This is a genomic window from Rhizobium sp. N621 (genome assembly GCF_001664325.1).
In the GTDB taxonomy this organism is placed as follows: Bacteria; Pseudomonadota; Alphaproteobacteria; order Rhizobiales; family Rhizobiaceae; genus Rhizobium; species Rhizobium esperanzae.
This window is the reverse complement of record NZ_CP013495.1, coordinates 1834022-1855608: the sequence shown is the minus strand read 5'-3', so window position 1 is coordinate 1855608 and position 21587 is coordinate 1834022. Positions and strand designations below refer to the sequence as shown.

Here is a 21587-nt window from a genome sequence, read left to right as displayed (position 1 = left end):
TTTCCGGAGGAAACCGGAGTGGATATGATGACGAAGACCGCCAATTCCGGCGGGCTGCCCTTGCCCGCACGCGTGAACAACGAAGGCCCCAAGGTGCTGCGAGCCGGATTCATTCCGCTGGTCGACGCATCGGTGCTGATTGCGGCGGCAGAATTCGGTTTTGCACGGAAAGAAGGCCTGACTCTCGATCTCGTCAAGGACGTTTCCTGGGCGAATGTTCGCGACCGCCTGGCGTTTCGCCAGTTCGACATCGCCCATATGCTTTCGCCGATGCCGGTCGCCTCGATGATCGGCCTCGGCTCCAACCCGTCGCCGACGATCACGCCTTTTTCGTTGGGGCGCGGCGGCAACGCCATCACCCTATCGGCCCGGCTCTTCGAGAGGATGCGCGAGGACGCGCGCCTGCCGGAAACGGCAGGCGCGCTCGACAATGCCCGCGCCCTGGCAAAGACATTGGCGGCAATGAAGGCGCGCGAAGAGCCGCTGCCAACCTTCGGCGTTACCTATCCTTTCTCTTCCCACAATTACGAATTCCGTTACTGGCTGGCGGCGGGCGGCATCGATCCCGACAACGACGTCAAGCTCGTCGTCGTGCCGCCGCCGATGACATCAGACGCGCTGGCGGCCGGTGCGATCGACGGGTTCTGTGTAGGCGCCCCGTGGAATATGGTTGCCTCGGAGCGTGGGCTCGGCCGCATCGTCGCCGCCAAGCAGGATATCTGGCCCTCGGCTCCTGAAAAGGTGATCGGCATGCGGCCGGATTGGGCCGAAAGCCATCCGGAGACCGTTTCCCGATTGATCGTGGCGCTCGACGCTGCAGCGCGATGGTGCGACCGCCCGGACAATCACGACGTGTTGGCGGCCGCCCTTGCCGATCCTCGTTACATCGCCGCCCCGGTAAACATCATCCGCAGCGTTCTCGCCGGCGAATTCAACCTCGATGCCAGGAGCAACCGCCGCGTCATCCCGGATTATTTCCAATTCCATTCCGGTTTCGCCAACTATCCGAGGCCGAGCCATGCCCTCTGGATTTACAGCCAGATGATCCGCTGGGGACAGGCGGAGACCAGCCTCAACAAGGCACGGGCCGCCACCTCCGCCTATCGCCCGGATCTCTATCGCGCAGCTCTGGGCGACAACAACGCGCCTGTTGACCCCGATATCCGCGTCGAAGGCGGCGAAGAGAACGATCGCTTCATGGATGGTCGGATCTTCGATCCCGCAGAGCTGCCGGATTATGTCGCGGGCTTTGCCGTCAGGAGCACCCTGCCCTTCTTCTCCGGCAACGACGAAACCTGATGCCATGCCGGCCTGCACAAAACGCCAGCACGGATCGGCACTCACCCTATCGCAACGCACAAAAGATTTGCACCTCTGCAGCTGCTCGAAAAACAGGCAAGGCTAAAATCTCCCTCGAAAAGCTTTTATTTCAAAGACTTGAGTAACACGTAGAAAATTGGCACGCGGTTTGCATTGTTTGTATTGCACGGATCAACGGCGATCGGGGCAAAATGGGCACACGCGGGCGCTCATCAAGACACGGGCTACGTTGCGACATGCAAAGCAAACGGTAGTCGATCAAATTCAGCAACCCGGTGTTCGGATTGCTTTGAGGTAGATAGGCCGGAAGGCCAATGATTGGGCGTCCAACGGCGGGCGCCACCAGCAAAGCCGCTGATCAGGATATTCGCGCGCCTCGTGCAAGCGCGTCCTGACCAGCGGCTTTTTGTTTTAACCCCCAGCAATGGATCGGCACGACCTTGTCGGGCCACGGAGAAGCTATGTCTGCCATTGAGAAAGTGCAGCCCATGTCAGCCGGCGAACCAGCCAAAGCACTGTGGATCTCCACTGTGGCCTTCACCCTCTGTTTTGCGGTGTGGACGATCTTCGCGATCATCGGCATCCGCATCAAACAGGAACTCGGGCTGAACGAGGCCAAGTTCGGCCTGCTGATCGGCACGCCCGTGCTCACCGGTTCGATCGTGCGCATCGTTCTTGGCATCTGGACTGGGCGTTACGGCGGTCGTCTCGTCTACACGCTGACGATGCTTGCCGCGGCAGTGGCGACGTTCCTGCTTTCCTACGCCCACACCTACACTCAGATGCTGATCGCCGGCCTCGGTGTTGGCCTTGCCGGCGGCTCCTTCGCAGTCGGCGTCGCCTATGTCTCGCCTTTCTTTCCGGCCGAGAAGCAGGGCACGGCGCTCGGCATCTTCGGCGCCGGTAACGTCGGTGCGGCCGTCACCAAATTCGCGGCCCCCTTCGTTCTGCTCGCCTGGGGCTGGCAGGCGGTTGCCGAGATCTGGGCCGCCTGTCTGGCGCTGATGGCAATCGTCTTCTGGTTCACCACGACCGATGACCCGGCTTTCCGTCTGCGCCGCGAACGCGGCGTCGCCTCCAAGAGCCTGGCCCAGGAATTCGCGCCGCTGCAGAACGTTCAGGTCTGGCGATTCTCGCTCTACTATTTCTTCGCCTTCGGCGGCTTCGTCGCCCTGTCCTTGTGGCTGCCGCGCTATCTCGTCGGCGTCTACGGCTTCAACCTGGAAACGGCCGGCATGATCGCGGCCGCCTACTCCATCCCAGGCAGTATCTTCCGCGCCTTCGGCGGCGTACTGTCGGACAAGAAAGGCGCGCGCAGCGTCATGTACGCGATGTTTGCCGTGTCGGCTGTGGCCACCCTCATCCTTTCGCTGCCGGCCACAGCGATCACTCCGGTCATTTTCATCGTCGTCATCTTCGTGCTCGGCTTCTTCATGAGCCTCGGCAAGGCCGCCGTCTACAAGCACATTCCGGCCTATTACCCCGACAGCGTCGGCGCCGTGGGCGGCATCGTCGGTATGATGGGCGGGCTCGGCGGCTTCATTCTGCCGATCGCCTTTGGCCTCCTCAAGGATATGACCGGCCTTTGGTCCAGCTGTTTCCTGCTGCTTTTCGCGATCGTGGCGATCTCGCTCATCTGGATGCACCTGTCCGTCAAGCAATTGTCGCGCCAAGGGCACCCTGCGCCCGTGGCTGCAACCTGATCCAAGGACTGTAAATATGACTGAAAAACTGGTTATCATCGGCAATGGCATGGCGCCCGGGCGCATGCTGGAGCACCTCTTCGAGCGGGCGCCCGGACGCTATGAAGTCACGATCTTCAATGCCGAGCCGCGCGTCAATTATGACCGCATCATGCTGTCGCCGGTTCTCTCCGGAGAAAAGGACTACGAGCAGATCATCATTCACGGTGACGGCTGGTACATCAAGCACGGCATCACGCTCTACAAGGGCCACAAGATCATCAACATCGATCGCGCCGCCAAGACGGTCACTTCCGACCACGGCGTCACCGAAAGCTACGACAAGCTGGTGATCGCCACCGGCTCCGTGCCCTTCATCATCCCGGTTCCCGGCAAGGATCTGCCCGGCGTCATCACCTATCGCGATCTCGACGACGTGCAGGCCATGCTGCTTGCCGCCCAGTCGCGCGAAAAGGCGGTCGTCATCGGCGGCGGCCTGCTCGGCCTCGAAGCGGCGGCCGGCCTTGCCCAGCGCGGCATGGACGTCACCGTCCTGCACGTCATGCCGACGCTGATGGAGCGCCAGCTCGATCCCGCCGCCGGTTATCTCCTGCAGAAGGCGGTCGAGGAACGCGGCATCAAGGTCATCTGCAAGGCCAATACCAAGGCGATCGTCGGCAATGGCAAGGTCGAGGGCATCGAGCTCGACGACGGCCGCATCATCCCGGCAACCCTCGTCGTCATGGCCGTCGGCATTCGTCCGAGCGTCGGCCTGGCGAAGGACGCCGGCCTTGCGGTCAATCGCGGCATCGTCGTCGATGCCGGCATGCAGACCTCGGACGGCGATATCTTTGCGCTCGGCGAATGCGCCGAGGTGGGCGGCATGGTCTACGGCCTCGTCGCGCCGCTTTACGAGATGGCCCGCATTGCCGCGGCACATCTCTCGGACGACCGCACGCCTGCATTCGTGCATGCGGACACGCCGACCAAGCTGAAGGTCACCGGCATCGAACTCTATTCGCTCGGTGATTTCGCCGACGGCGATGACCGCGAGGAGATCGTCCTGCGCGATGCCAGCGCCGGCGTCTACAAGCGCCTCGTGCTGAAGGACAACAAGATCATCGGCACGGTGCTGTACGGCGAGACCGCCGACGGCGCCTGGTTCAATGATCTGAAGAAAAAAGCGACCGATATTTCGGAGATGCGCGAGACGCTGATCTTCGGTCAGGCCTACCAGGGAGGGTCGCCGCTGGACCCTATGGCGGCCGTTGCAGCCTTGCCGGATGACGCGGAGATCTGTGGCTGCAACGGCGTATGTAAGGGCAAGATCACCTCGACGATCACGAGCAAAGGGCTGACGTCGCTCGATGACGTGCGCGCCCACACCAAGGCATCCGCCTCCTGCGGCTCCTGCACCGGCCTCGTGGAACAGCTGATGGCGCTGACGCTCGGCGACGGCTACAATCCGGCTGCCGTGCAGCCGATGTGCACCTGCACCGAACTCGGCCATGACGACGTTCGCCGCCTGATCAAGGCGAAAGGTCTGAAGAGCATTCCCGCCGTCATGCAGGAATTGGAATGGAAGACCTCCTGCGGCTGCGCCAAGTGTCGGCCGGCGCTCAATTATTACCTCGTCTGCGACTGGCCCGACGAATATGCCGACGACTACCAGTCGCGCTTCATCAACGAGCGCGTCCACGCCAATATCCAGAAGGACGGCACCTACTCCGTCGTGCCGCGCATGTGGGGCGGTGTCACCAACTCGAACGAACTGCGCGCCATCGCCGATGTCGTCGACAAGTTCGAGATCCCGATGGTGAAGGTCACGGGCGGCCAGCGTATCGACCTGCTCGGCATCGAGAAGGAAGACCTGCCCGCCGTCTGGGCCGATCTCGGCAAGGCCGGCTTCGTCTCGGGCCAGGCCTATGCCAAGGGCTTGCGCACGGTGAAGACCTGCGTCGGCTCCGACTGGTGCCGCTTCGGCACCCAGGATTCCACCGGTCTCGGCATCCGCATCGAGAAATTCATGTGGGGCTCATGGACGCCAGCGAAGCTGAAGATGGCGGTGTCCGGCTGCCCGCGCAATTGCGCGGAAGCAACCTGCAAGGATATCGGTGTCATCTGCGTGGATTCCGGTTTCGAGATCCATTTCGCAGGCGCAGCCGGTCTCGACATCAAGGGCACCGAGGTGCTCGGTCTTGTGAAGACCGAGGACGAGGCGCTGGAGCATATCGTGGCGCTGACGCAGATGTACCGCGAGCAGGCCCGCTACCTCGAGCGCATCTACAAATGGGCCAAGCGGGTCGGTCTGGACGAAATCCGCCGCCAGATCATGGGCGATGCCGAAAAGCGCAAGGCCTATTACGACCGCTTCGTCTTCTCCCAGAAATTTGCCCAGGTCGATCCCTGGTCGGAGCGTGTTTCCGGCAAGGACAAGCACGAATTCAAGCCGATGGCGACGATCGGCTATCCGCAGGCAGCCGAATAAGGAGATGGACATGAATTGGCCCAATGAAAACTGGCATTCGATCGGTGACATCTCCGATATCCCGCTGCGCGGCGCGCGCTGCGTAAAGACGCCGCAGGGCAAGATCGCCGTTTTCCGTACGGCCGAAAACGAGGTCTTTGCCATCGAGGATCACTGCCCGCACAAGGGCGGCCCGCTCTCCCAGGGCATCGTGCATGCCAAGGCCGTTACCTGCCCGCTGCACAATTGGGTGATCTCACTCGAAACCGGCAAGGCGCTCGGCGCCGACGAGGGAGAGGTGCGGACCATACCCGTCCGCAACGAGGACGGCGCCCTCTTCATCGCGCTCGAAAGCCTGTTGATGGCGGCTGAATAATGGCGGCTGAGGTCAAGACCACCTGCCCCTATTGCGGCGTCGGCTGCGGCGTTATCGCCACGGTTGACGAGGCCGGCGCCGTCAGCGTCAAGGGAGATCCCGAGCATCCATCCAATTTCGGCCGGCTCTGCTCGAAGGGTTCGGCCCTGGCCGAAACCATCGATCTCGACGGCCGGCTTCTCTATCCCGAAATCTCGGGCGAACGCAGCGGCTGGGAGGAGGCGCTTGATCTCGTCGCCCAGCGCTTTTCCGAAACGATCGCCGAACACGGGCCGGATTCGGTTGCCTTCTACGTCTCGGGGCAACTGCTGACCGAAGATTATTACATCGCCAACAAGCTGATGAAGGGTTTTGTCGGCTCAGCCAATATCGACACCAATTCCAGGCTCTGCATGTCCTCGTCGGTGGCCGGCCATCGCCGCGCCTTCGGTGCCGATACGGTGCCCGGGACCTATGAGGATATCGAGCTTGCCGATCTGGTGGTTCTGACCGGCTCCAACCTCGCCTGGTGTCATCCCGTCATCTACCAGCGGCTTGCCGCCGCAAAGGCGGCGCGACCCAACATGCGCATCGTTGTCATCGATCCGCGCCGGACGATGACGTGCGATATCGCCGACCTGCACCTCGCAATTCGCCCGGACGGCGACATTGCGCTGTTCATGGGGCTGCTTGCCCATCTCGCCACGAGCCCGGCGATCGATCAGAATTATATCGCTGCCCATACGGAAGGCTTCGGCGACGCTTTCGCGGCAGCAGCCGAGCTTGACATCAATGATCTCCTGGAACGGACCGGCCTGCCTGTCATGCAGATCCGGGAGTTCTTCCGCCTGTTCGAGACGACTGAGAAAGTCGTCACCTGCTACAGCCAAGGCGTCAACCAATCCTCTTCCGGCACCGACAAGGTCAATGCCATTCTCAATTGCCACCTGGCGACCGGCCGCATCGGCCGCGCCGGAATGGGGCCGTTCTCGCTGACCGGCCAGCCCAATGCCATGGGCGGGCGTGAGGTCGGCGGCCTCGCCAATATGCTTGCCGCCCATATGGCGATCGAGAATGCGGATGACCGCGACCGCGTGCAGCGCTTTTGGAATTCGCCGATCATCGCCGCAAAGCCCGGGTTGAAAGCGGTCGACATGTTCCGCGCGGTGGCAGACGGGCGCATCAAGGCGCTCTGGGTCATGGCCACGAATCCGGTCGTTTCGATGCCGGATGCCGACAACGTCGAAAGCGCCATCGCCGCCTGCCCCTTCGTCGTCGTATCGGACATCCTGAGAGAGACCGATACGACTCGGCACGCGCACGTGCTTTTGCCCTCGCTCGGCTGGGGCGAGAAAAACGGCACCGTCACCAATTCCGAGCGGCGCATCTCACGGCAGCGGCCATTCCTTGACGTCCCCGGCGATGCAAAGGCCGATTGGTGGCAGCTTGCGGAAGTCGCCCGCCGCATGGGATTTGCAGAGGCCTTCGATTTCGAGGCGCCGGTCGAGATCTTTGCGGAACATGCCGCCCTTTCCGCCTTCGAAAATGACGGCAGCCGCGATTTCGATATCGGCGCCCGCGCCGGCATCAGCGGCGGCGCCTACGACGAGCTGTCGCCCTTTCAATGGCCGCAGCCGGCAGGCGTCGTACCCGGCGTCACCCGCTTCTTCGCCGAGGGCGGCTTCTTCCATCCCGATGGCAAGGCGCGCTTCGTTCCGGTCAAACCACCGGCAACCGATCGCACCAATGCCGATTTTCCCTTCACCCTGAACACCGGCCGCATCCGCGACCAGTGGCACACGATGACAAGAACCGGGAAGAGCGCGCGGCTTTCCGCCCATATCGCCGAACCCTTTGCCGAGATCCATCCGCGCGATGCGATCGAGAACGGCATATCAAGCGCCGGCCTCGTCGAGATCGAGAGCCCCCATGGCAAAGCGATCGTGCGAGCGCTGGTGACCGACCGCCAGGCGCGCGGCGGTGTTTTCGCACCCATGCACTGGAACGACCAGTTCGCAGCAAAAGCGCGGATCGACGCCGTGGTCGCGCCGATCACCGACCCTCTTTCCGGCCAGCCGGCGTCGAAGAACGTTGCCGTCGCCGTTCGGCCCTTCCGCGCCAGCCATTACGGTTTCGCGGTCTCGGCCATCAAACCGGACAAACCCGACGCGGCCTATTGGGCGGTGGCGAAGGCTGCCGGCGGCTGGCGGCTGGAACTTGCCTTCACCGAGGCTGTCGAAGACTGGACGGCCTGGTGCCGGAGGGTGTTCGCCATTCCGGCCGAGATCGAACCCCTGGGTTACGCCGACCGGCAATCGGGCGATCTCAGGCTCGCCTTCTTCGATGGCGAGATCCTGCTTGCCGCGCTGTTTCTTGCGGGCGAACCGGTTGCCGTCGCACGCAACTGGGCAATCTCGCAACTCTCTGCCGTCCACGGCGATCTGAGGAAGCGCTTTGCGCTGGTCGCAGGCCGTCCAGGGGCCGGCAGACCGGATCCCGGTGCCACCGTCTGCTCCTGCTTCAGTGTCGGGGTCAACCAGATCGCTGCCGCGGTGCGCGGCGGATGCCACAGCGTCGAAGCGGTCGGCAAGGAAACGAGTGCCGGAACCAACTGCGGCTCCTGCCGCAGCGAGATCGGCAGGATCATCGATCGCTGTCTCGCCGCAGCCGCGGAGTGAATGCGCAACCGTGGATGCTGACGTCGGATGTCAGGCTGCGCTCGGGACGACAAGCATTTTATGGTCGGCTGAGATGCGGACCGCGATCTCGTCATAGGAAGAAATGGTCGGATGCGGCGTCTCAATTTTATGGTGATGGGTTGCCGTAACGACCATGACATCGGCGCCCGCCGCCTCGCCGGCCTTGATGCCGGCTGCGACGTCCTCAAACACCAGACAATCCCGCGTGCTGACGCCGAGGCGTTCGGCACCGAGAATATAACATTGCGGATCGGGCTTTCCGACCGTCACGTCCTCCGCCGTCACCATGAATCTCGGCAGAGGCAGGCCAGCCGCTTCCAGCCGGCGGCGGGCAAGACGCAAGGGCGAAGAGGTGACGATCGCCCAGCGGTCCGGCGGCAACGAAGCCAGGAAGGCGGCTGCGCCTGGAATGGCAACGACATCGCCGACATCGGCAACTTCGGCCTCGGTCACCAGCCTTGCCTCGTGTTCGGGATTGACGCCCGGCAGGTTCAGCCGGGTGATTGTGTCAATGCCGCGCGATCCGTGCATCTTCGGCAAGAAGGCGGCGACATCGAGCCCATGGCGTCTGGCCCAGTCGCTCCATACACGCTCGGCGGCGAGGATCGAATTGAGGATGGTGCCGTCCATATCGAAGAGGAAGGCGGCGTAAGACTTCTCGAAGCCGTGGGGCATCGGCGGGTACAAGGGCGTATCTCATTAAGGAGGAGTGTCGGATGGTCGTCGCTGGAGCCGATGAAACGGCAAATCGCTGCGTTTTGCAAGCCTGGGGAGGACAGCGACGCGGCATGCTTTAGAAAGCCGTGGTGCTCAAGGTGGTGATCAAGTTGCAGGAGAGGCGCAAGCCGATCCGGTCACGGCACAGTTCTTCGGCGCCGTGACCGGATCGGCGCGCAGATAGGACTGTACTACTGATTTCCAGCGTTTCCCCATGCCACTAGAGGCAGGCTGCCGCGTCGGGCGTTAAGATTTACGCGCAACCATGCAAAGTGCACGTGCAGGTTTTTCAAAAAGATCGGAACAATGATTCCTGCAAGTGGTTACCCAGAGGTCATCCATGATGAAAATCAAAGGAGGATATCCTCATGACCAAATCCCTTATTGCCGCTTCGCTGCTCGCGATCGGCATGGCATCGTCAGCCTTTGCCCAGTCGAATCCGGATCCTGTCGGACCGACGAATGGCGGCTCGACCGATCCAAGTTCGGGTAATTATTCGTCCGATTACACCAACAGCGACAATGGCATGCACCCTGTCCAGGTCGCACCCGTCGATCCGACCACGACCCAGAGCATCCGACCGCCGCAGGCGATGGAATGCGCCGGCATGCCGCAGCAGGGGACCGGTGTCGATACGCGCGGCGGTGAGAGCGGCGCATCGATCAGCGAAGCCTGCCGCGAATACGACAACTGAGCAGGCAATCGCCCGCTTTGAAACATGTCGCGCAAAAGCGCACCACTTCGGAAAAGGCCGGTTTATGCCGGCCTTTTCATGTCGTGGCAGATAAAGACTGCCTCCGCAGAGGCTTTTGATCCGCGCGTTTCGGCCATTCCCGCGCCCTTGATCATTCCGCAGGGTGCGGCATCACCGGATGGTGACCATCCAGCGGCGGCCGTTGCCGCCAGCGAGTCAGATAGTTCATCAGTGGGAAATAAGCGCCATAGGGGAGCAGACGCGCCAGCTTCAACATCGTGGTGAAGCGTCTGGGGAAAGCGATCTCGAAAGCCTGCGATTTCAGCCCGGCGGCAATCTGGCGGGCAGCCTCTTCGGATGACACCAGCGCCGTCGGCATAGGAAAGGCGCTCTTGGCCACCGTCGGCGTGTCAACGAAGCCCGGGCTGATGAGCTGAATGCGGATGCCCATCTTGTCCAGATCGAATTTCAGGCTTTCGGCCATGTTGATCAACGCCGCCTTGGTGGCGCCATAGGCAGCCCCCGTCGGCAGGCCGCCATAGGCGGTGACGGAAGAGACGATGGCGATCTGTCCCTGCCCTTTCGCCTTCATATGGCGGATCGCCGGCAACAGACAGTTGACGACGCCGGAAAGGTTGACGGCAAAGCTGTTTTCGAAATCGGCGCGGTTCAGGTCTTCGGCATGAACCGGCAGATAGATACCGGCATTGAGGATCGCCATGGCGAGCGTGCCATGCTCATATTCGATAGAGGCCAGGACATGTTCCATGTCCTCGGCATCGGTGACGTCACCGTCGAGGACGATAATATTGCCAGAAAGACCGCTGGCTTCGGCCTGCAGCTCGACCAGCTTTTCGTGGCTTCTGGCGGTGACGGCGACCTTGTATCCTTCGCCGGCAAGCTTCAGCGCAAGCGCCCGGCCGATACCCGAGCTCGCGCCTGAGATCCAGACGATTCCATGTTCGGGGCGGGCGATGAAATCACTCATGACATGCTCCTCCGGCTCAGCCTGACCAGCACGAAAACAGGTCCGGAAGTTCTTTGCGCCTCCCGGATTTACGGCTCTATCACACCATTGTGGCTGCTTTCAGCCGATCAGGTCGCCGATCATCTGACGAAAGGACCCGGTCAGTCGGATCGGTCCGTCCGAAATGGCGAAGGCAATGCAAGGCCTGTCCTTCTCGGCAACCGGCCGGTGATCGACAGTTTCGTCGGCAATCGAAATGTCGCCGGGGCCGAAATGGCCGCGCGCATCGTTGAAAGCCCCGTCGAGAACGAGGATCAGCTCCACGCCTTTATGAGTGTGCGCCGGCAAAGCGCGACCAGGGCGGATCCACATCAGACGGACCTCGCAGCCGTCCATGTCGAGCGAATATTCCTTAAATCCGGGCAGCCGCCTGCGCCAGGGGACGTCCTCGACCTCGAAGCCGATAAGAGCGCGCAATGCCCGGGGGAACAGAGCAGTTTCGGGTCTCCTGGCGGCCTGCGGCTCAGAATCGGGAGAAATGGAGGAGAAGATTGCCGCAAGGCGCTGCTTTCGGTCGGCAATGGCGGCTTCCGGCGTGTTTTCCAGCGCCTCTCCGGCCAGCAGCTCTAGGGCGTTCACCAGGCTGCGATTGTCCAGCTTCATTTCCAGATGGGAGCGTATGAGCACGCGAGCCGGCTCGGGCAGGGAGCCGGCGACATAGTGCGCCATCAATGCGTCAATCGTGTCGATCTGCTCGTGAAACATGTCGGTTTTCGGCCACGCCCCACTGCCCGTGTTCCGTTTTCGCTTTTCATCATCCGTACGGGGAAAGTCAATCTTCGGATCACCGCGGCACGGTGGGATCGCGGTCGCGCGCCATATCGGGCAAGGAAAGCGAAATTTTATCGTGACCGCCAGGGGCATGGAATAGCATTTCTTGCCAACACAGCCTTGTGAAGGGAAAAGACCGTTCCTAAAGTAAGAGTTCGAAAGAGGCAGATTCCATGACCTTCCATCCCTCCGTCCTCGAAGCAATCGGCAATACGCCCCTGATCAAACTCAAGGGCGCCTCCGCGGCAACCGGCTGCACCATTCTCGGCAAGGCCGAGTTCCTGAATCCCGGCCAGTCGGTCAAGGACCGTGCCGCGCTCTACATCATCCGCGATGCGGAGCGGAAGGGGCTGCTTCGGCCCGGCGGCGTCATCGTCGAAGGCACGGCCGGCAATACCGGCATCGGGCTGACGCTGGTCGCCAAGGCGCTCGGCTACCGCACCGTCATCGTCATTCCGGAAACGCAGAGCCAGGAAAAGAAGGACGCGCTGAAACTGCTCGGCGCCGAACTCGTCGAAGTGCCGGCCGTTCCCTACAAGAACCCGAACAACTATGTGAAGGTGTCCGGGCGTCTCGCCGAACAAATGGCGAAGAGCGAACCGAACGGGGCGATCTGGGCAAACCAGTTCGACAACGTCGCCAACCGGCAGGCGCATGTCGAAACGACGGCGCCGGAAATCTGGAACGATACCGCCGGCAAGATCGACGGCTTTATCTGCTCCGTCGGCTCCGGCGGCACGCTGGCGGGTGTGGCGGCCGGCCTCAAGGCCTTCAAGCCGGACGTCAAGATCGGCATTGCCGATCCCGACGGCGCCGCGCTCTATGAGTTCTATCAGAACGGTGCACTGAAATCCGAGGGATCCTCGATCACCGAAGGCATCGGCCAAGGTCGCATCACTGCCAATCTCGAGGGTTTCACGCCCGATTATGCCTATCGAATTTCCGATGCCGAAGCTCTTCCTTATCTTTTCGACCTCGTCGAAAACGAGGGGCTGTGCCTCGGCGGCTCGACCGCGATCAACATTGCCGGCGCGGTTAATCTCGCCCGGGATCTCGGGCCTGGTCACACGGTGGTGACAATCCTCTGCGACTACGGCAACCGCTACCAATCGAAGCTCTTCAATCCGGATTTTCTGCGGTCGAAGGGACTGCCCGTTCCGGGCTGGATGATTGGTTCGTCCGACATAGACGTTCCCTACGAGCCCGTGTGAGACCTCATGCGCGTCAATGCCCTCTATCGCGACGACTTCTATCTCTCCACGTGCGAGGCGGTCGTCACTGCCGTTCACGATGACGGGGGCATCGAGCTCAACCAGACCTGCTTTTATGCCACATCGGGTGGCCAGCCCGGTGACACCGGCCAGCTTGAACGCGCCGACGGCACCAAGATAGCACTCGGCCAGACGAAACACGGCGCCGGCAAGGATGTCATCATCCACGTGCCGCTCGAAAACGAGCCGCGGCCGGAGGTTGGCGAGACGCTGGTGCTGCATGTCGACTGGCCGCGTCGCTACCGGCTGATGCGTATGCACACGGCCTGCCACCTGCTGTCGGTCATCTGCTCCTATCCAATCACCGGGGCGGCGGTCGGCGAGGAAGAAAGCCGCGTCGACTTCGACATGAGCGAGACGATCGACAAGGACGAGGTCACGGCCAAGCTGATGGAACTGGTCGGCCAGAACCACCCGGTCTATCTGCAATGGATCACCGACGACGAGCTTGCGGCAAATCCTGATATCGTCAAGTCGAAGAACGTGCGCCCGCCGGTGGGGCTCGGTCGGGTCAGCCTCGTCTGTATCGGCGAGAACTCCTCGATTGACAGCCAGCCCTGCGGCGGCACACATGTCTCGGAGACGCAGGAAGTCGGTCAGATCCATATCGCCAAGATTGAAAAGAAGGGCAAGGAGAACCGGCGCTTCCGCATCCGCTTCGGCACGCCCGGCGAAGAAGCCTGACAAGGGGAGACCATAATGACTGAGAGCAAGAGCCGCTTCGTCGTTTCGGCCGAATGGCTGCAGGCCGAGCTCGGCAAGCCGGACCTGCGCGTGCTGGACGCCTCCTTCTACCTGCCGGCGCAGAAGCGTGACGCCGATGCCGAATATGCGGCCGGCCATATCCCCGGGGCCATCCGCTTCGATCAGGACAAGATCGCCGACCACTCGACGGCGCTGCCGCACACGATCCCCTCGCCCGATTACTTCGCCGCCGAAGTCGGCAAGCTCGGCATCAGCGAGAACGATCGCATCGTCGTCTATGACGGTATCGGCCTGTTTGCCTCGCCCCGCGTCTGGTGGCTGTTCCGGGTGATGGGGGCCAAGAACGTCTTCGTCCTCGACGGCGGTCTCGACGGCTGGAAGGCCGAGGGCCGTCCGCTCGAAACAGCGGCCCCCAACTATGCCCCGGCGACATTTACGCCTGACTTCGACGACAGCCGCGTCGTGACGCTGGATACCATGCGCGACATTGTCTCGAGCGGCGCGATGCAGATCGCCGATGCCCGCAGCGCCGGCCGCTTCGCCGCTACCGAACCCGAGCCGCGTGCCGGCATGCGCTCCGGCCATATGCCCGGCGCCCGAAGCCTGCCCTCCGGTGTCTTCGCCAACCAGGGTCGGTTCAAGTCGCTGCCCGAACTCAGGCAGACGATCGAAGATGCCGGGATCGATCTCTCCAAGCCGGTCGTCACCTCCTGCGGATCGGGCATCACGGCCGCGATCATCACGCTGGCGCTGGAATCCCTCGGCCACCACGACAACAAGCTTTATGACGGTTCATGGAGCGAATGGGGCAGCCGTGACGATACGCCTGTTGTCACCGGTCCACCGACGCCGGTCAAAGCCTGACCGCCATGGGAAAGACGCCCGCTTCTCTCAAAGCGCATATCACCCGTCTTGAAATGACGGCGCCGCCGAAGGCCAGCATGCCGGTGCCCGTCAATATCCAGACGGCGATCATGCGTGCGCCTGGCATACCGCTGCCCTTCTACCGCTATCTCTACCGACAGGTGGGCGCGCGCTGGCAATGGGTGGACCGGCTGCGGATGAGCGACGAGCAACTGGCAGAAATGCTGAACGACAAGCGCAACAATATCAGTGTCCTCTACGTGAACGGCGCACCGGCCGGCTTCTACGAATATTTCTGCGAAGACGAGGAGACGATCGAACTCAGCCATTTCGGCCTGATCGAACATGCGCTCGGGCTCGGCATCGGCAAATGGTTTCTGCTGCAGGCGCTCTATGCCATTTGGGCGCTCGATCCGAAGCGCGTCACCACAACCACCAATAATCTCGACCATCCGCGCGCGTTGCAGCTCTATCAGATGTACGGCTTCTCCCCGGTCTCGACCGGCACCGGCATCGTCCGGCCGCTCAGCGACAAGGAACTGCTGGAGATCGCGCGGAAGGGCTGATGATTTGGGTTGCTGTTCTGGTGCATCTCTTTGCGTGCTGACCATCTCAGTTACCCAGGCTATGTAGTGAATGCCCCACCTCTCCTCTCTCATTCCTGTGCCCGTGACAGGAATCCAGCCACGGCGCGTCTGCGCCGTGAATGAAGCAACACTTCAAGGGAAGAGTCTATCGCACCCAAGGACTTGGGCGCACTGGATTCCTGTGACGAGCACAGGAATGAAGGAGGAAAGGTGCAAACTCCCATCAATTGTTTGATGAGCCGGACCAAGTGGCAACACGCAAGAAACGGGTGGCTTGGACGGTGGTGCGGGCGCAATTTCATGGCGATCACAAAGGAGATCTGCCATGACCGCCATTCGTTTTGCCGCCATGCCGACTGCCGATGCCAGAGTCCTCTGGAACGGCGGCCGCGACGCCTATGATAACCTGCCCGAGACAATGACATCAGACGGTGACGGCAATCCTTGCCGCCATTGCCTGCAGAATATCGAAGAGGGCGACGAGTTTCTGGTTTTCGCTTACCGGCCCTTCCCGGAACTGCAGCCCTATGCCGAGACCGGGCCGATTTTCCTGCACAAGCAGCCTTGCCGGCGTTACAGCGCCGAAGAGATTCTGCCGCCGGTGCTGACGACGAGTCCGGACTTCATCGTCCGCGGCTATGGCGAGAACGACCGCATCGTCTACGGCACCGGCGCGGTGACTGATATCGCCAATATACCGGCCTATGCCGAGACATTGCTGGCCCGGTCGGAGATTGCCTACGTGCATGTGCGCTCGGCGCGCAACAACTGCTTCCAGTGCCGGATCGAGAAGGTACGAACGCCGGCCCTTGCGGAGACCGGCGCCCTTACCTAACCCGGAGTCAGGCAGCTTACGCTACGTTCAGTACACTCTCCGGCGCGAAGGCTTCGTAGCCGAGGGCTTCGGCGACCGGCTTGCTGGTGATGCGGCCCTTATGCACATTGAGGCCGTTTCTCAGGTGCTTGTCTTCGGCAATGGCGCGCAGGCCGCGATCGGCGAGCGCCAGCCCATGGACCAGCGTGGCGTTGTTCAGCGCGTGCGCCGAGGTGACGGGCACAGCGCCCGGCATGTTGGCGACGCAGTAATGCACGACGCCGTCCACTTCGTAGGTCGGATCGGAATGGGTCGTCGCATGCGAGGTCTCGAAGCAACCGCCCTGGTCGATGGCGACGTCGACGATAACGGAGCCCCTTTTCATGCCGGACAGCATTTCGCGCGTGACGAGCTTCGGGGCAGCCGCCCCGGGGATGAGCACGGCGCCGATGACGAGGTCGGCCGAAAAGACTTCCTCCTCCAATGCCTGGATGCTGGAATAACGCGTGTGGACACGGCCAGCGAAGATGTCGTCGAGCTGACGCAGGCGCGGCAGGGATTTGTCGAGGACGCTGACATCGGCGCCGAGTCCGGCGGCCATTCTGGCGGCATGCAGGCCGACGACGCCGCCGCCGATGACTGCGACCTTGGCCGGCAGCACGCCGGGCACGCCCCCGAGCAGGACACCGAGACCGCCATTGGCCTTCTGCAAGGCTGTCGCTCCGGCCTGAATAGACAGGCGCCCGGCGACTTCGGACATCGGCGCCAGCAGCGGCAGGCCGCCGCGCTCGTCGGTCACCGTCTCATAGGCGATTGCGGTGACGCCGGAGGCGAGAAGACCCTTGGTCTGGTCGGGATCGGGCGCCAGATGCAGATAGGTGTAGAGCAGCTGACCATCGCGAAGCTGCGCCCATTCGGAGGGCTGCGGCTCCTTGACCTTGACGACCATGTCGCACTTTTCGAAAATATCCTTGGCGGAGGCGGCGATCTTCGCGCCAGCCGCGGCATAGGCGGCATCATCGGCACCGATGCCGGCGCCCGCCTTGGTCTCGACCCAGACCTCGTGGCCATGCGCCACATATTCGCGCACCGAAGCAGGCGTTAGGCCGACGCGATATTCATGATTTTTGATTTCCTTCGGGCAACCGACACGCATTTCGCGTTCCTCTCTCTTTTGTCTCCGCGATCGCGGATCTCCTCTGCGACCGATCCAACCACCAAGGCTGCGAAATGTCCTTGCAAAGACGGTTTGCGCAGACGCGGTTTTTCGGTGATTATTGCGTCTTCAACTCTTATCTTCGAAGGTTCTTCGAATGGCCGATCTCGACACCATCGATCTTGCGATTCTGAAGGTTTTGCAGGCCGATGCCCGCATCACCAATGCTGAGCTCGCCGAGAGGATCGGGCTTTCCCCTTCGGCCTGTTCGCGCCGGCTCGACATTCTTGAAAGAAGCGGCGTCATCGACGGCTACCATGCGCGGCTTTCGCACAAGGCGCTCGACTACAAGATGATCGCCATCGTGCATATTTCACTCTCAGGCCAGTTCGCCAAGACGCTGGCGGAGTTCGAGTCGGCGGTGAAGCTCTGCCCCAACGTGCTCGTCTGCTACCTGATGTCGGGCGAATACGACTACATCCTGAGGGTCGCCGCCCGTGACCTCGAAGACTATGAGCGCATCCATCGCGACTGGCTGTCGGCCCTCCCCCATGTGGTCAAGATCAATTCGAGTTTCGCGCTCAGAGAAATCATCGACAGGCCGAATGTGGGGCTTTGAGGCCTTGCTTATTTTCCGAATGCCTGACCAGACTTTCGGCGCGCGCGGGCATCTCCCGCTTATTGGCATGTCATGAAATCGAAGACCCACGGTTATATTTTCGCCCTGCTGGCGCTCACCATCTTTTCGTTGCAGGACGCCATCTCCAAACACCTGGCATCCACCTATCCGCCGATCTTCGTGACGATGATCCGCTACTGGGCCTTCGGGCTTTTCACAGTCATTCTCGCTTCGAAGATGCGCGGCGGTCTCAAGGCGACGGCCCGCACCAAACGACCCGCCTTGCAGGTGGCGCGCGGCTTGCTGCTTGCGGTTCAGGTGGTTCTGGCCATCACCTGTTTTGCCGTGATCGGCCTTGCCCGTTCACAGGCGATCTTCTCCGCGACGCCAATCCTGATCGCACTGCTGGCAATGCCGATCCTCGGCGAGCGAGTCGGATGGCGGCGATGGGCGGCAATCGGCGCCGGGCTTTTCGGAGTGCTGCTGATCCTGAAACCGGAAGGTGATTTTTTCGACCTGAAGCTGCTTCTCGCCGTCGCTTCCTGCTTCAATTTCGCCTTCTACGTCATCGCCACACGGCTCGTCAGCCGCGACGATTCTTCGACGACCAGCTTCTTCTATACCGGTGTCGTCGGCGCCGTCGCGATGACGCTGATCGGGCCGTTCTACTGGAGCTGGATGTCATCAGGCGACTGGGGCTGGATGGCGCTGGTCTGCGTGACCAGCATTTCCAGCCACTATTTCTTGATCCGCGCCTATGATAGTCTCGATGCGGCCGCCGTTCAGCCGCTGACCTATCTGTCCCTCGTCTACGCTTCGATCATCGGCGTGACGATCTATGGCGAAACGCTCAGTCTCAACACGATCGTCGGCTCGGTGATCGTGGTCGCCGCCGGCATCTTCACTGTCTGGCGCGAACATGTGGTGGCGCGCAGAACGGCCGCCGCCCGTGGCGCCGCATTTGATTCAGGCGACCTGCGCTAGCCGGCGGTACACCATTGGCTTTCCAGAATCGCTGCGCGCATCTCGGCGACATGCAGTAACGCCAACCGACAGTTTCATTGCAATTTTAGCCAAGCCACTAAAACCATTTCAATTTTCGGGCGGTATGCTCTCCGACTGTATCCGAGGGAGACAGTATGACCCGCAACTTGAAAATCACGGCGAGAAAGGCCGACCGGCAAAACTGCCGTGTCTTCGGCAGCGTCAAATATCTGAACAGCCAAGTGGATGTCCGCATTCTCAACCTGTCGGTGACCGGCGCCGCCCTGGAGACGAAGACGCCACTCCATGCCGCTTCCGGCAGCAAGGTGCGCATCGAAGCCGAAAATATCGGACTGCTCGAAGGCATCATCCGCTGGAAGCACAATGGCCGCATCGGCGTGCAGTTCGATGTGAATTCGAATGCGCGGGCACAGGTCGCCTCCTATTTCCGCTTTTTCCATAAGGAAATACGGCCGGTGCTGGCGGTTCGTCAGCTGAGAGCCGCGACCAGCGGCGACCGCCCGCCTCATTTGGCGACGTCAACGCTGAAATCGTAAGGCCGCACCGCTTTTGCGCCGAGGCACATCGCGGCCGTAAAGGCCTGCGCTTTGTCGACCACACCGGGCGCGGTGCGCCCGAAATCTTTGACCCTTTCCAATGACGACCCTGCTCGCGCCCTTCCCCGAGGGATTCGGTCGGAAGATCTCGCTATAAGTTGCGTTTTAAACCATTTCGCCGTTGCCACGGATTGTTTCCGTCCTGTCATTTTCGCAGTGTACTCCTCGCCAAATCGTCCTAATGCTGAGGGGCCGGACGATGCATGATCTTTGAAGGAGAGCTTCCATGTCTTCCATTTTCGATGTCGGCCTGATGAGCCGTCGTTCCCTACTTGGCGGCCTTGCCGCCACCTCCGCCCTGGTGCTGCTGCACCCATTCAGTGCGCGTGCCAGCGCCAACCAGGCGCATCTCCGGCTGATGGAAACGACGGACATTCACGTCAACGTTTTCCCCTATGACTATTATGCCGACAAGCCGAACGACACGATGGGTCTGGCGCGCACCGGGACGATCATCGACAATATCCGTGCGGAAGCCGTCAACTCGCTGCTGATCGACAATGGCGACGTGCTGCAGGGCAATCCGATGGGCGACTACATGGCCTATCAGCACGGCATGAAGGACGGTGACGTCCATCCCGTGATAAAGGCGATGAACACGCTCGGCTATACTGTCGGCACGCTCGGGAATCACGAGTTCAATTACGGCCTCGACTTCATGTTCAAGGTGCTGTCGGGCGCCAACTTCCCCTTCGTCTGCGCCAACCTGACCAAAGGCCAGCTCGCCTCGAACCCGAAGCAGGACGACCTTTTCTTCAAGCCTTACGTCATTGTCGAAAAGCAGATCAAGGACGGCGCCGGCAAGGAAAGCCCGGTCAAGATCGGCTTCATCGGCTTCGTGCCGCCGCAGATCATGCTCTGGGATATCAAGAACCTCGAGGGCAAGGCGCAGACGCGAGATATCGTCGAGGCCGCCAAGGCCTGGGTCCCCGCGATGAAGGAGGCCGGCGCCGATATCGTCATCGCACTCTCCCATTCCGGCATCGACGGCAGCGCGCCGTCCGAAAAAATGGAAAACGCCTCACTGCATCTGGCCGCCGTCGAGGGGATCGACGCGATCTTCACCGGTCACCAGCATCTCGTCTTCCCCGGCCCGAAGAGCTGGGACGGCGTCGCCAATGCCGACCCGGTCAAGGGCACACTGCATGGCAAGCCGGCTGTGATGGCAGGCTTCTGGGGCTCGCATCTCGGCCTTATCGACCTGCTGCTCGAAAAGGACGGCAACAGCTGGCAGATCGTCGATTTCACCTCGGAAGCCCGGCCGATCTATCATCGCGACGACAAGAAGAAAGTAGTCGCCGATTACGCCGACAAGAAAGAGGTGATCGAGGCCGCCAAATCAGAGCATGAGGCGACGCTCGCCTATGTCCGCACGCCCGTCGGCAAGACCTCCGCGCCGCTCTATTCCTATTTCGCGCTGGTCGCCGACGATCCTTCCGTGCAGGTCGTCAGCCAGGCCCAGACCTGGTATATCAAGCAGATGCTCGCCGACACCGAATTCAAGGATCTGCCGGTGCTTTCAGCTGCGGCTCCCTTCAAGGCCGGCGGTCGCGGCGGCGCGGATTATTATACCGACGTTCCGGCCGGCGATATCGCCATCAAGAACGTCGCCGACCTCTACCTCTATCCGAACACGGTGCAGGCTGTCGCCATCACCGGCGCGCAGGTGAAGAACTGGCTCGAAATGTCGGCCGGCATGTTCAATCACATCGAAGCCGGCTCGAAGGACGCGCCGCTGCTCAACAACGACTTCCCATCCTATAATTTCGACGTCATCGACGGCGTGACCTATCAGATCGACCTGTCGCAGCCGCCGAAATATGATTCCTCCGGCAAGGCGATCAATCCGGACGCCAACCGCATCCAGAACCTCGCCTTTGATGGCAAGCCAATCGATCCGACTCAGAAGTTCGTCGTCGTCACCAACAATTACCGCGCCGGCGGCGGCGGCAGTTTCCCGGAGATTGCAGCGGACAAGGTGATCTTCCAGGCGCCGGACACCAACCGCGACGTCATCGTCCGCTACGTCCACGACCAGGGCACGATCAATCCGTCGGCCGATGCGAACTGGACCTTCAAACCGCTGCCGGGCACGACGGCGACTTTCGAAAGCGGCCCGAAGGCGAAGCAATTCCTCGCTGCGGTCAAGAGCGTCAAGATCGAGGAGGCCGGCGACGGTGCCGACGGCTTCTCGAAGTTCAGGCTAGTGCTTTAAGCGGAATGAGATGCCGACTAAG

19 protein-coding genes are annotated in these 21587 nt (G+C 61.6%); 15 read left to right on the top strand and 4 right to left on the bottom strand.

The window, feature by feature from the left end; translation table 11 throughout:
* Positions 1-18: 18 nt before the first annotated feature.
* The 5 genes from AMK00_RS09020 to AMK00_RS09000 all read left to right on the top strand — a co-directional run bounded on the left by AMK00_RS09020 (position 19) and on the right by AMK00_RS09000 (position 8502).
* Entirely contained in the window at positions 19-1299 is a 1281-nt protein-coding gene (locus tag AMK00_RS09020) for a CmpA/NrtA family ABC transporter substrate-binding protein (protein WP_189637632.1), read from the top strand.
* A gap of 482 nt (positions 1300-1781) precedes the next feature.
* A complete protein-coding gene (locus AMK00_RS09015; RefSeq protein ID WP_064810170.1) occupies positions 1782-3023 on the top strand; it encodes an MFS transporter in 1242 nt (413 codons plus the stop codon).
* A gap of 16 nt (positions 3024-3039) precedes the next feature.
* Positions 3040-5490 carry a nitrite reductase large subunit NirB gene (gene nirB / locus AMK00_RS09010; protein ID WP_064802061.1) on the top strand — a complete coding sequence of 817 codons (2451 nt, stop codon included), beginning with the start codon at positions 3040-3042 and terminating at the stop codon, positions 5488-5490.
* Positions 5491-5494: 4 nt separating this feature from the next.
* On the top strand, positions 5495-5845 hold the full coding sequence (gene nirD / locus AMK00_RS09005; RefSeq protein ID WP_064810169.1) for a nitrite reductase small subunit NirD: 351 nt from the start codon (positions 5495-5497) through the stop codon (positions 5843-5845).
* Positions 5845-8502, top strand: a complete 2658-nt coding sequence (locus tag AMK00_RS09000) for a nitrate reductase (protein WP_064810168.1) — start codon at positions 5845-5847, stop codon at positions 8500-8502. The genes nirD and AMK00_RS09000 overlap by 1 nt, the downstream gene beginning before the upstream one ends.
* Before the next feature lie 30 nt (positions 8503-8532).
* Here AMK00_RS09000 and AMK00_RS08995 read toward each other — a convergent pair whose 3' ends face one another.
* Positions 8533-9198: an HAD family hydrolase gene (locus AMK00_RS08995; protein WP_064802054.1), complete on the bottom strand. Its 666-nt coding sequence runs from the start codon at positions 9196-9198 to the stop codon at positions 8533-8535.
* 410 nt (positions 9199-9608) lie between these two features.
* Here AMK00_RS08995 and AMK00_RS08990 point away from each other — a divergent pair, with 410 nt between their 5' ends.
* Complete coding sequence (locus AMK00_RS08990) at positions 9609-9935, top strand: hypothetical protein (RefSeq protein ID WP_064802052.1); 327 nt, start codon at positions 9609-9611, stop codon at positions 9933-9935.
* 151 nt (positions 9936-10086) lie between these two features.
* On the opposite strand, the gene AMK00_RS08985 is transcribed toward AMK00_RS08990, so the two are convergent.
* Entirely contained in the window at positions 10087-10923 is an 837-nt protein-coding gene (locus tag AMK00_RS08985; protein WP_064810167.1) for an SDR family NAD(P)-dependent oxidoreductase, read from the bottom strand.
* A 99-nt stretch (positions 10924-11022) separates the two neighbouring features.
* On the bottom strand, positions 11023-11667 hold the full coding sequence (locus AMK00_RS08980; RefSeq protein WP_064810166.1) for a ChrR family anti-sigma-E factor: 645 nt from the start codon (positions 11665-11667) through the stop codon (positions 11023-11025).
* A 239-nt stretch (positions 11668-11906) separates the two neighbouring features.
* Here AMK00_RS08980 and AMK00_RS08975 point away from each other — a divergent pair, with 239 nt between their 5' ends.
* The 5 genes from AMK00_RS08975 to AMK00_RS08955 all read left to right on the top strand — a co-directional run bounded on the left by AMK00_RS08975 (position 11907) and on the right by AMK00_RS08955 (position 15995).
* The gene (locus tag AMK00_RS08975) at positions 11907-12944 is read left to right on the top strand and encodes a cysteine synthase A (protein WP_064810165.1); all 1038 of its coding nucleotides are present in this window, start codon (positions 11907-11909) and stop codon (positions 12942-12944) included.
* A 6-nt stretch (positions 12945-12950) separates the two neighbouring features.
* Positions 12951-13688: an alanyl-tRNA editing protein gene (locus tag AMK00_RS08970; protein ID WP_064802046.1), complete on the top strand. Its 738-nt coding sequence runs from the start codon at positions 12951-12953 to the stop codon at positions 13686-13688.
* Positions 13689-13703: 15 nt separating this feature from the next.
* Positions 13704-14573, top strand: a complete 870-nt coding sequence (gene sseA, locus AMK00_RS08965) for a 3-mercaptopyruvate sulfurtransferase (RefSeq protein ID WP_064802044.1) — start codon at positions 13704-13706, stop codon at positions 14571-14573.
* Positions 14574-14578: 5 nt separating this feature from the next.
* The gene (locus tag AMK00_RS08960; RefSeq protein ID WP_064802042.1) at positions 14579-15139 is read left to right on the top strand and encodes a GNAT family N-acetyltransferase; all 561 of its coding nucleotides are present in this window, start codon (positions 14579-14581) and stop codon (positions 15137-15139) included.
* Positions 15140-15485: 346 nt separating this feature from the next.
* Positions 15486-15995 carry a DUF1203 domain-containing protein gene (locus AMK00_RS08955; protein WP_064810164.1) on the top strand — a complete coding sequence of 170 codons (510 nt, stop codon included), beginning with the start codon at positions 15486-15488 and terminating at the stop codon, positions 15993-15995.
* 16 nt (positions 15996-16011) lie between these two features.
* On the opposite strand, the gene ald is transcribed toward AMK00_RS08955, so the two are convergent.
* Positions 16012-17130, bottom strand: a complete 1119-nt coding sequence (gene ald, locus AMK00_RS08950; RefSeq protein ID WP_064802039.1) for an alanine dehydrogenase — start codon at positions 17128-17130, stop codon at positions 16012-16014.
* 157 nt (positions 17131-17287) lie between these two features.
* Between ald and AMK00_RS08945 the strand changes: the two genes are divergently transcribed.
* The 4 genes from AMK00_RS08945 to AMK00_RS08930 all read left to right on the top strand — a co-directional run bounded on the left by AMK00_RS08945 (position 17288) and on the right by AMK00_RS08930 (position 21565).
* On the top strand, positions 17288-17749 hold the full coding sequence (locus AMK00_RS08945) for an Lrp/AsnC family transcriptional regulator (RefSeq protein WP_064802037.1): 462 nt from the start codon (positions 17288-17290) through the stop codon (positions 17747-17749).
* Between the two features lie 72 nt (positions 17750-17821).
* Positions 17822-18733 carry a DMT family transporter gene (locus AMK00_RS08940; protein WP_064810163.1) on the top strand — a complete coding sequence of 304 codons (912 nt, stop codon included), beginning with the start codon at positions 17822-17824 and terminating at the stop codon, positions 18731-18733.
* 155 nt (positions 18734-18888) lie between these two features.
* The gene (locus AMK00_RS08935) at positions 18889-19290 is read left to right on the top strand and encodes a PilZ domain-containing protein (RefSeq protein WP_064802033.1); all 402 of its coding nucleotides are present in this window, start codon (positions 18889-18891) and stop codon (positions 19288-19290) included.
* Between the two features lie 286 nt (positions 19291-19576).
* A complete protein-coding gene (locus AMK00_RS08930; RefSeq protein WP_064810162.1) occupies positions 19577-21565 on the top strand; it encodes a bifunctional 2',3'-cyclic-nucleotide 2'-phosphodiesterase/3'-nucleotidase in 1989 nt (662 codons plus the stop codon).
* Positions 21566-21587 lie beyond the last annotated feature (22 nt).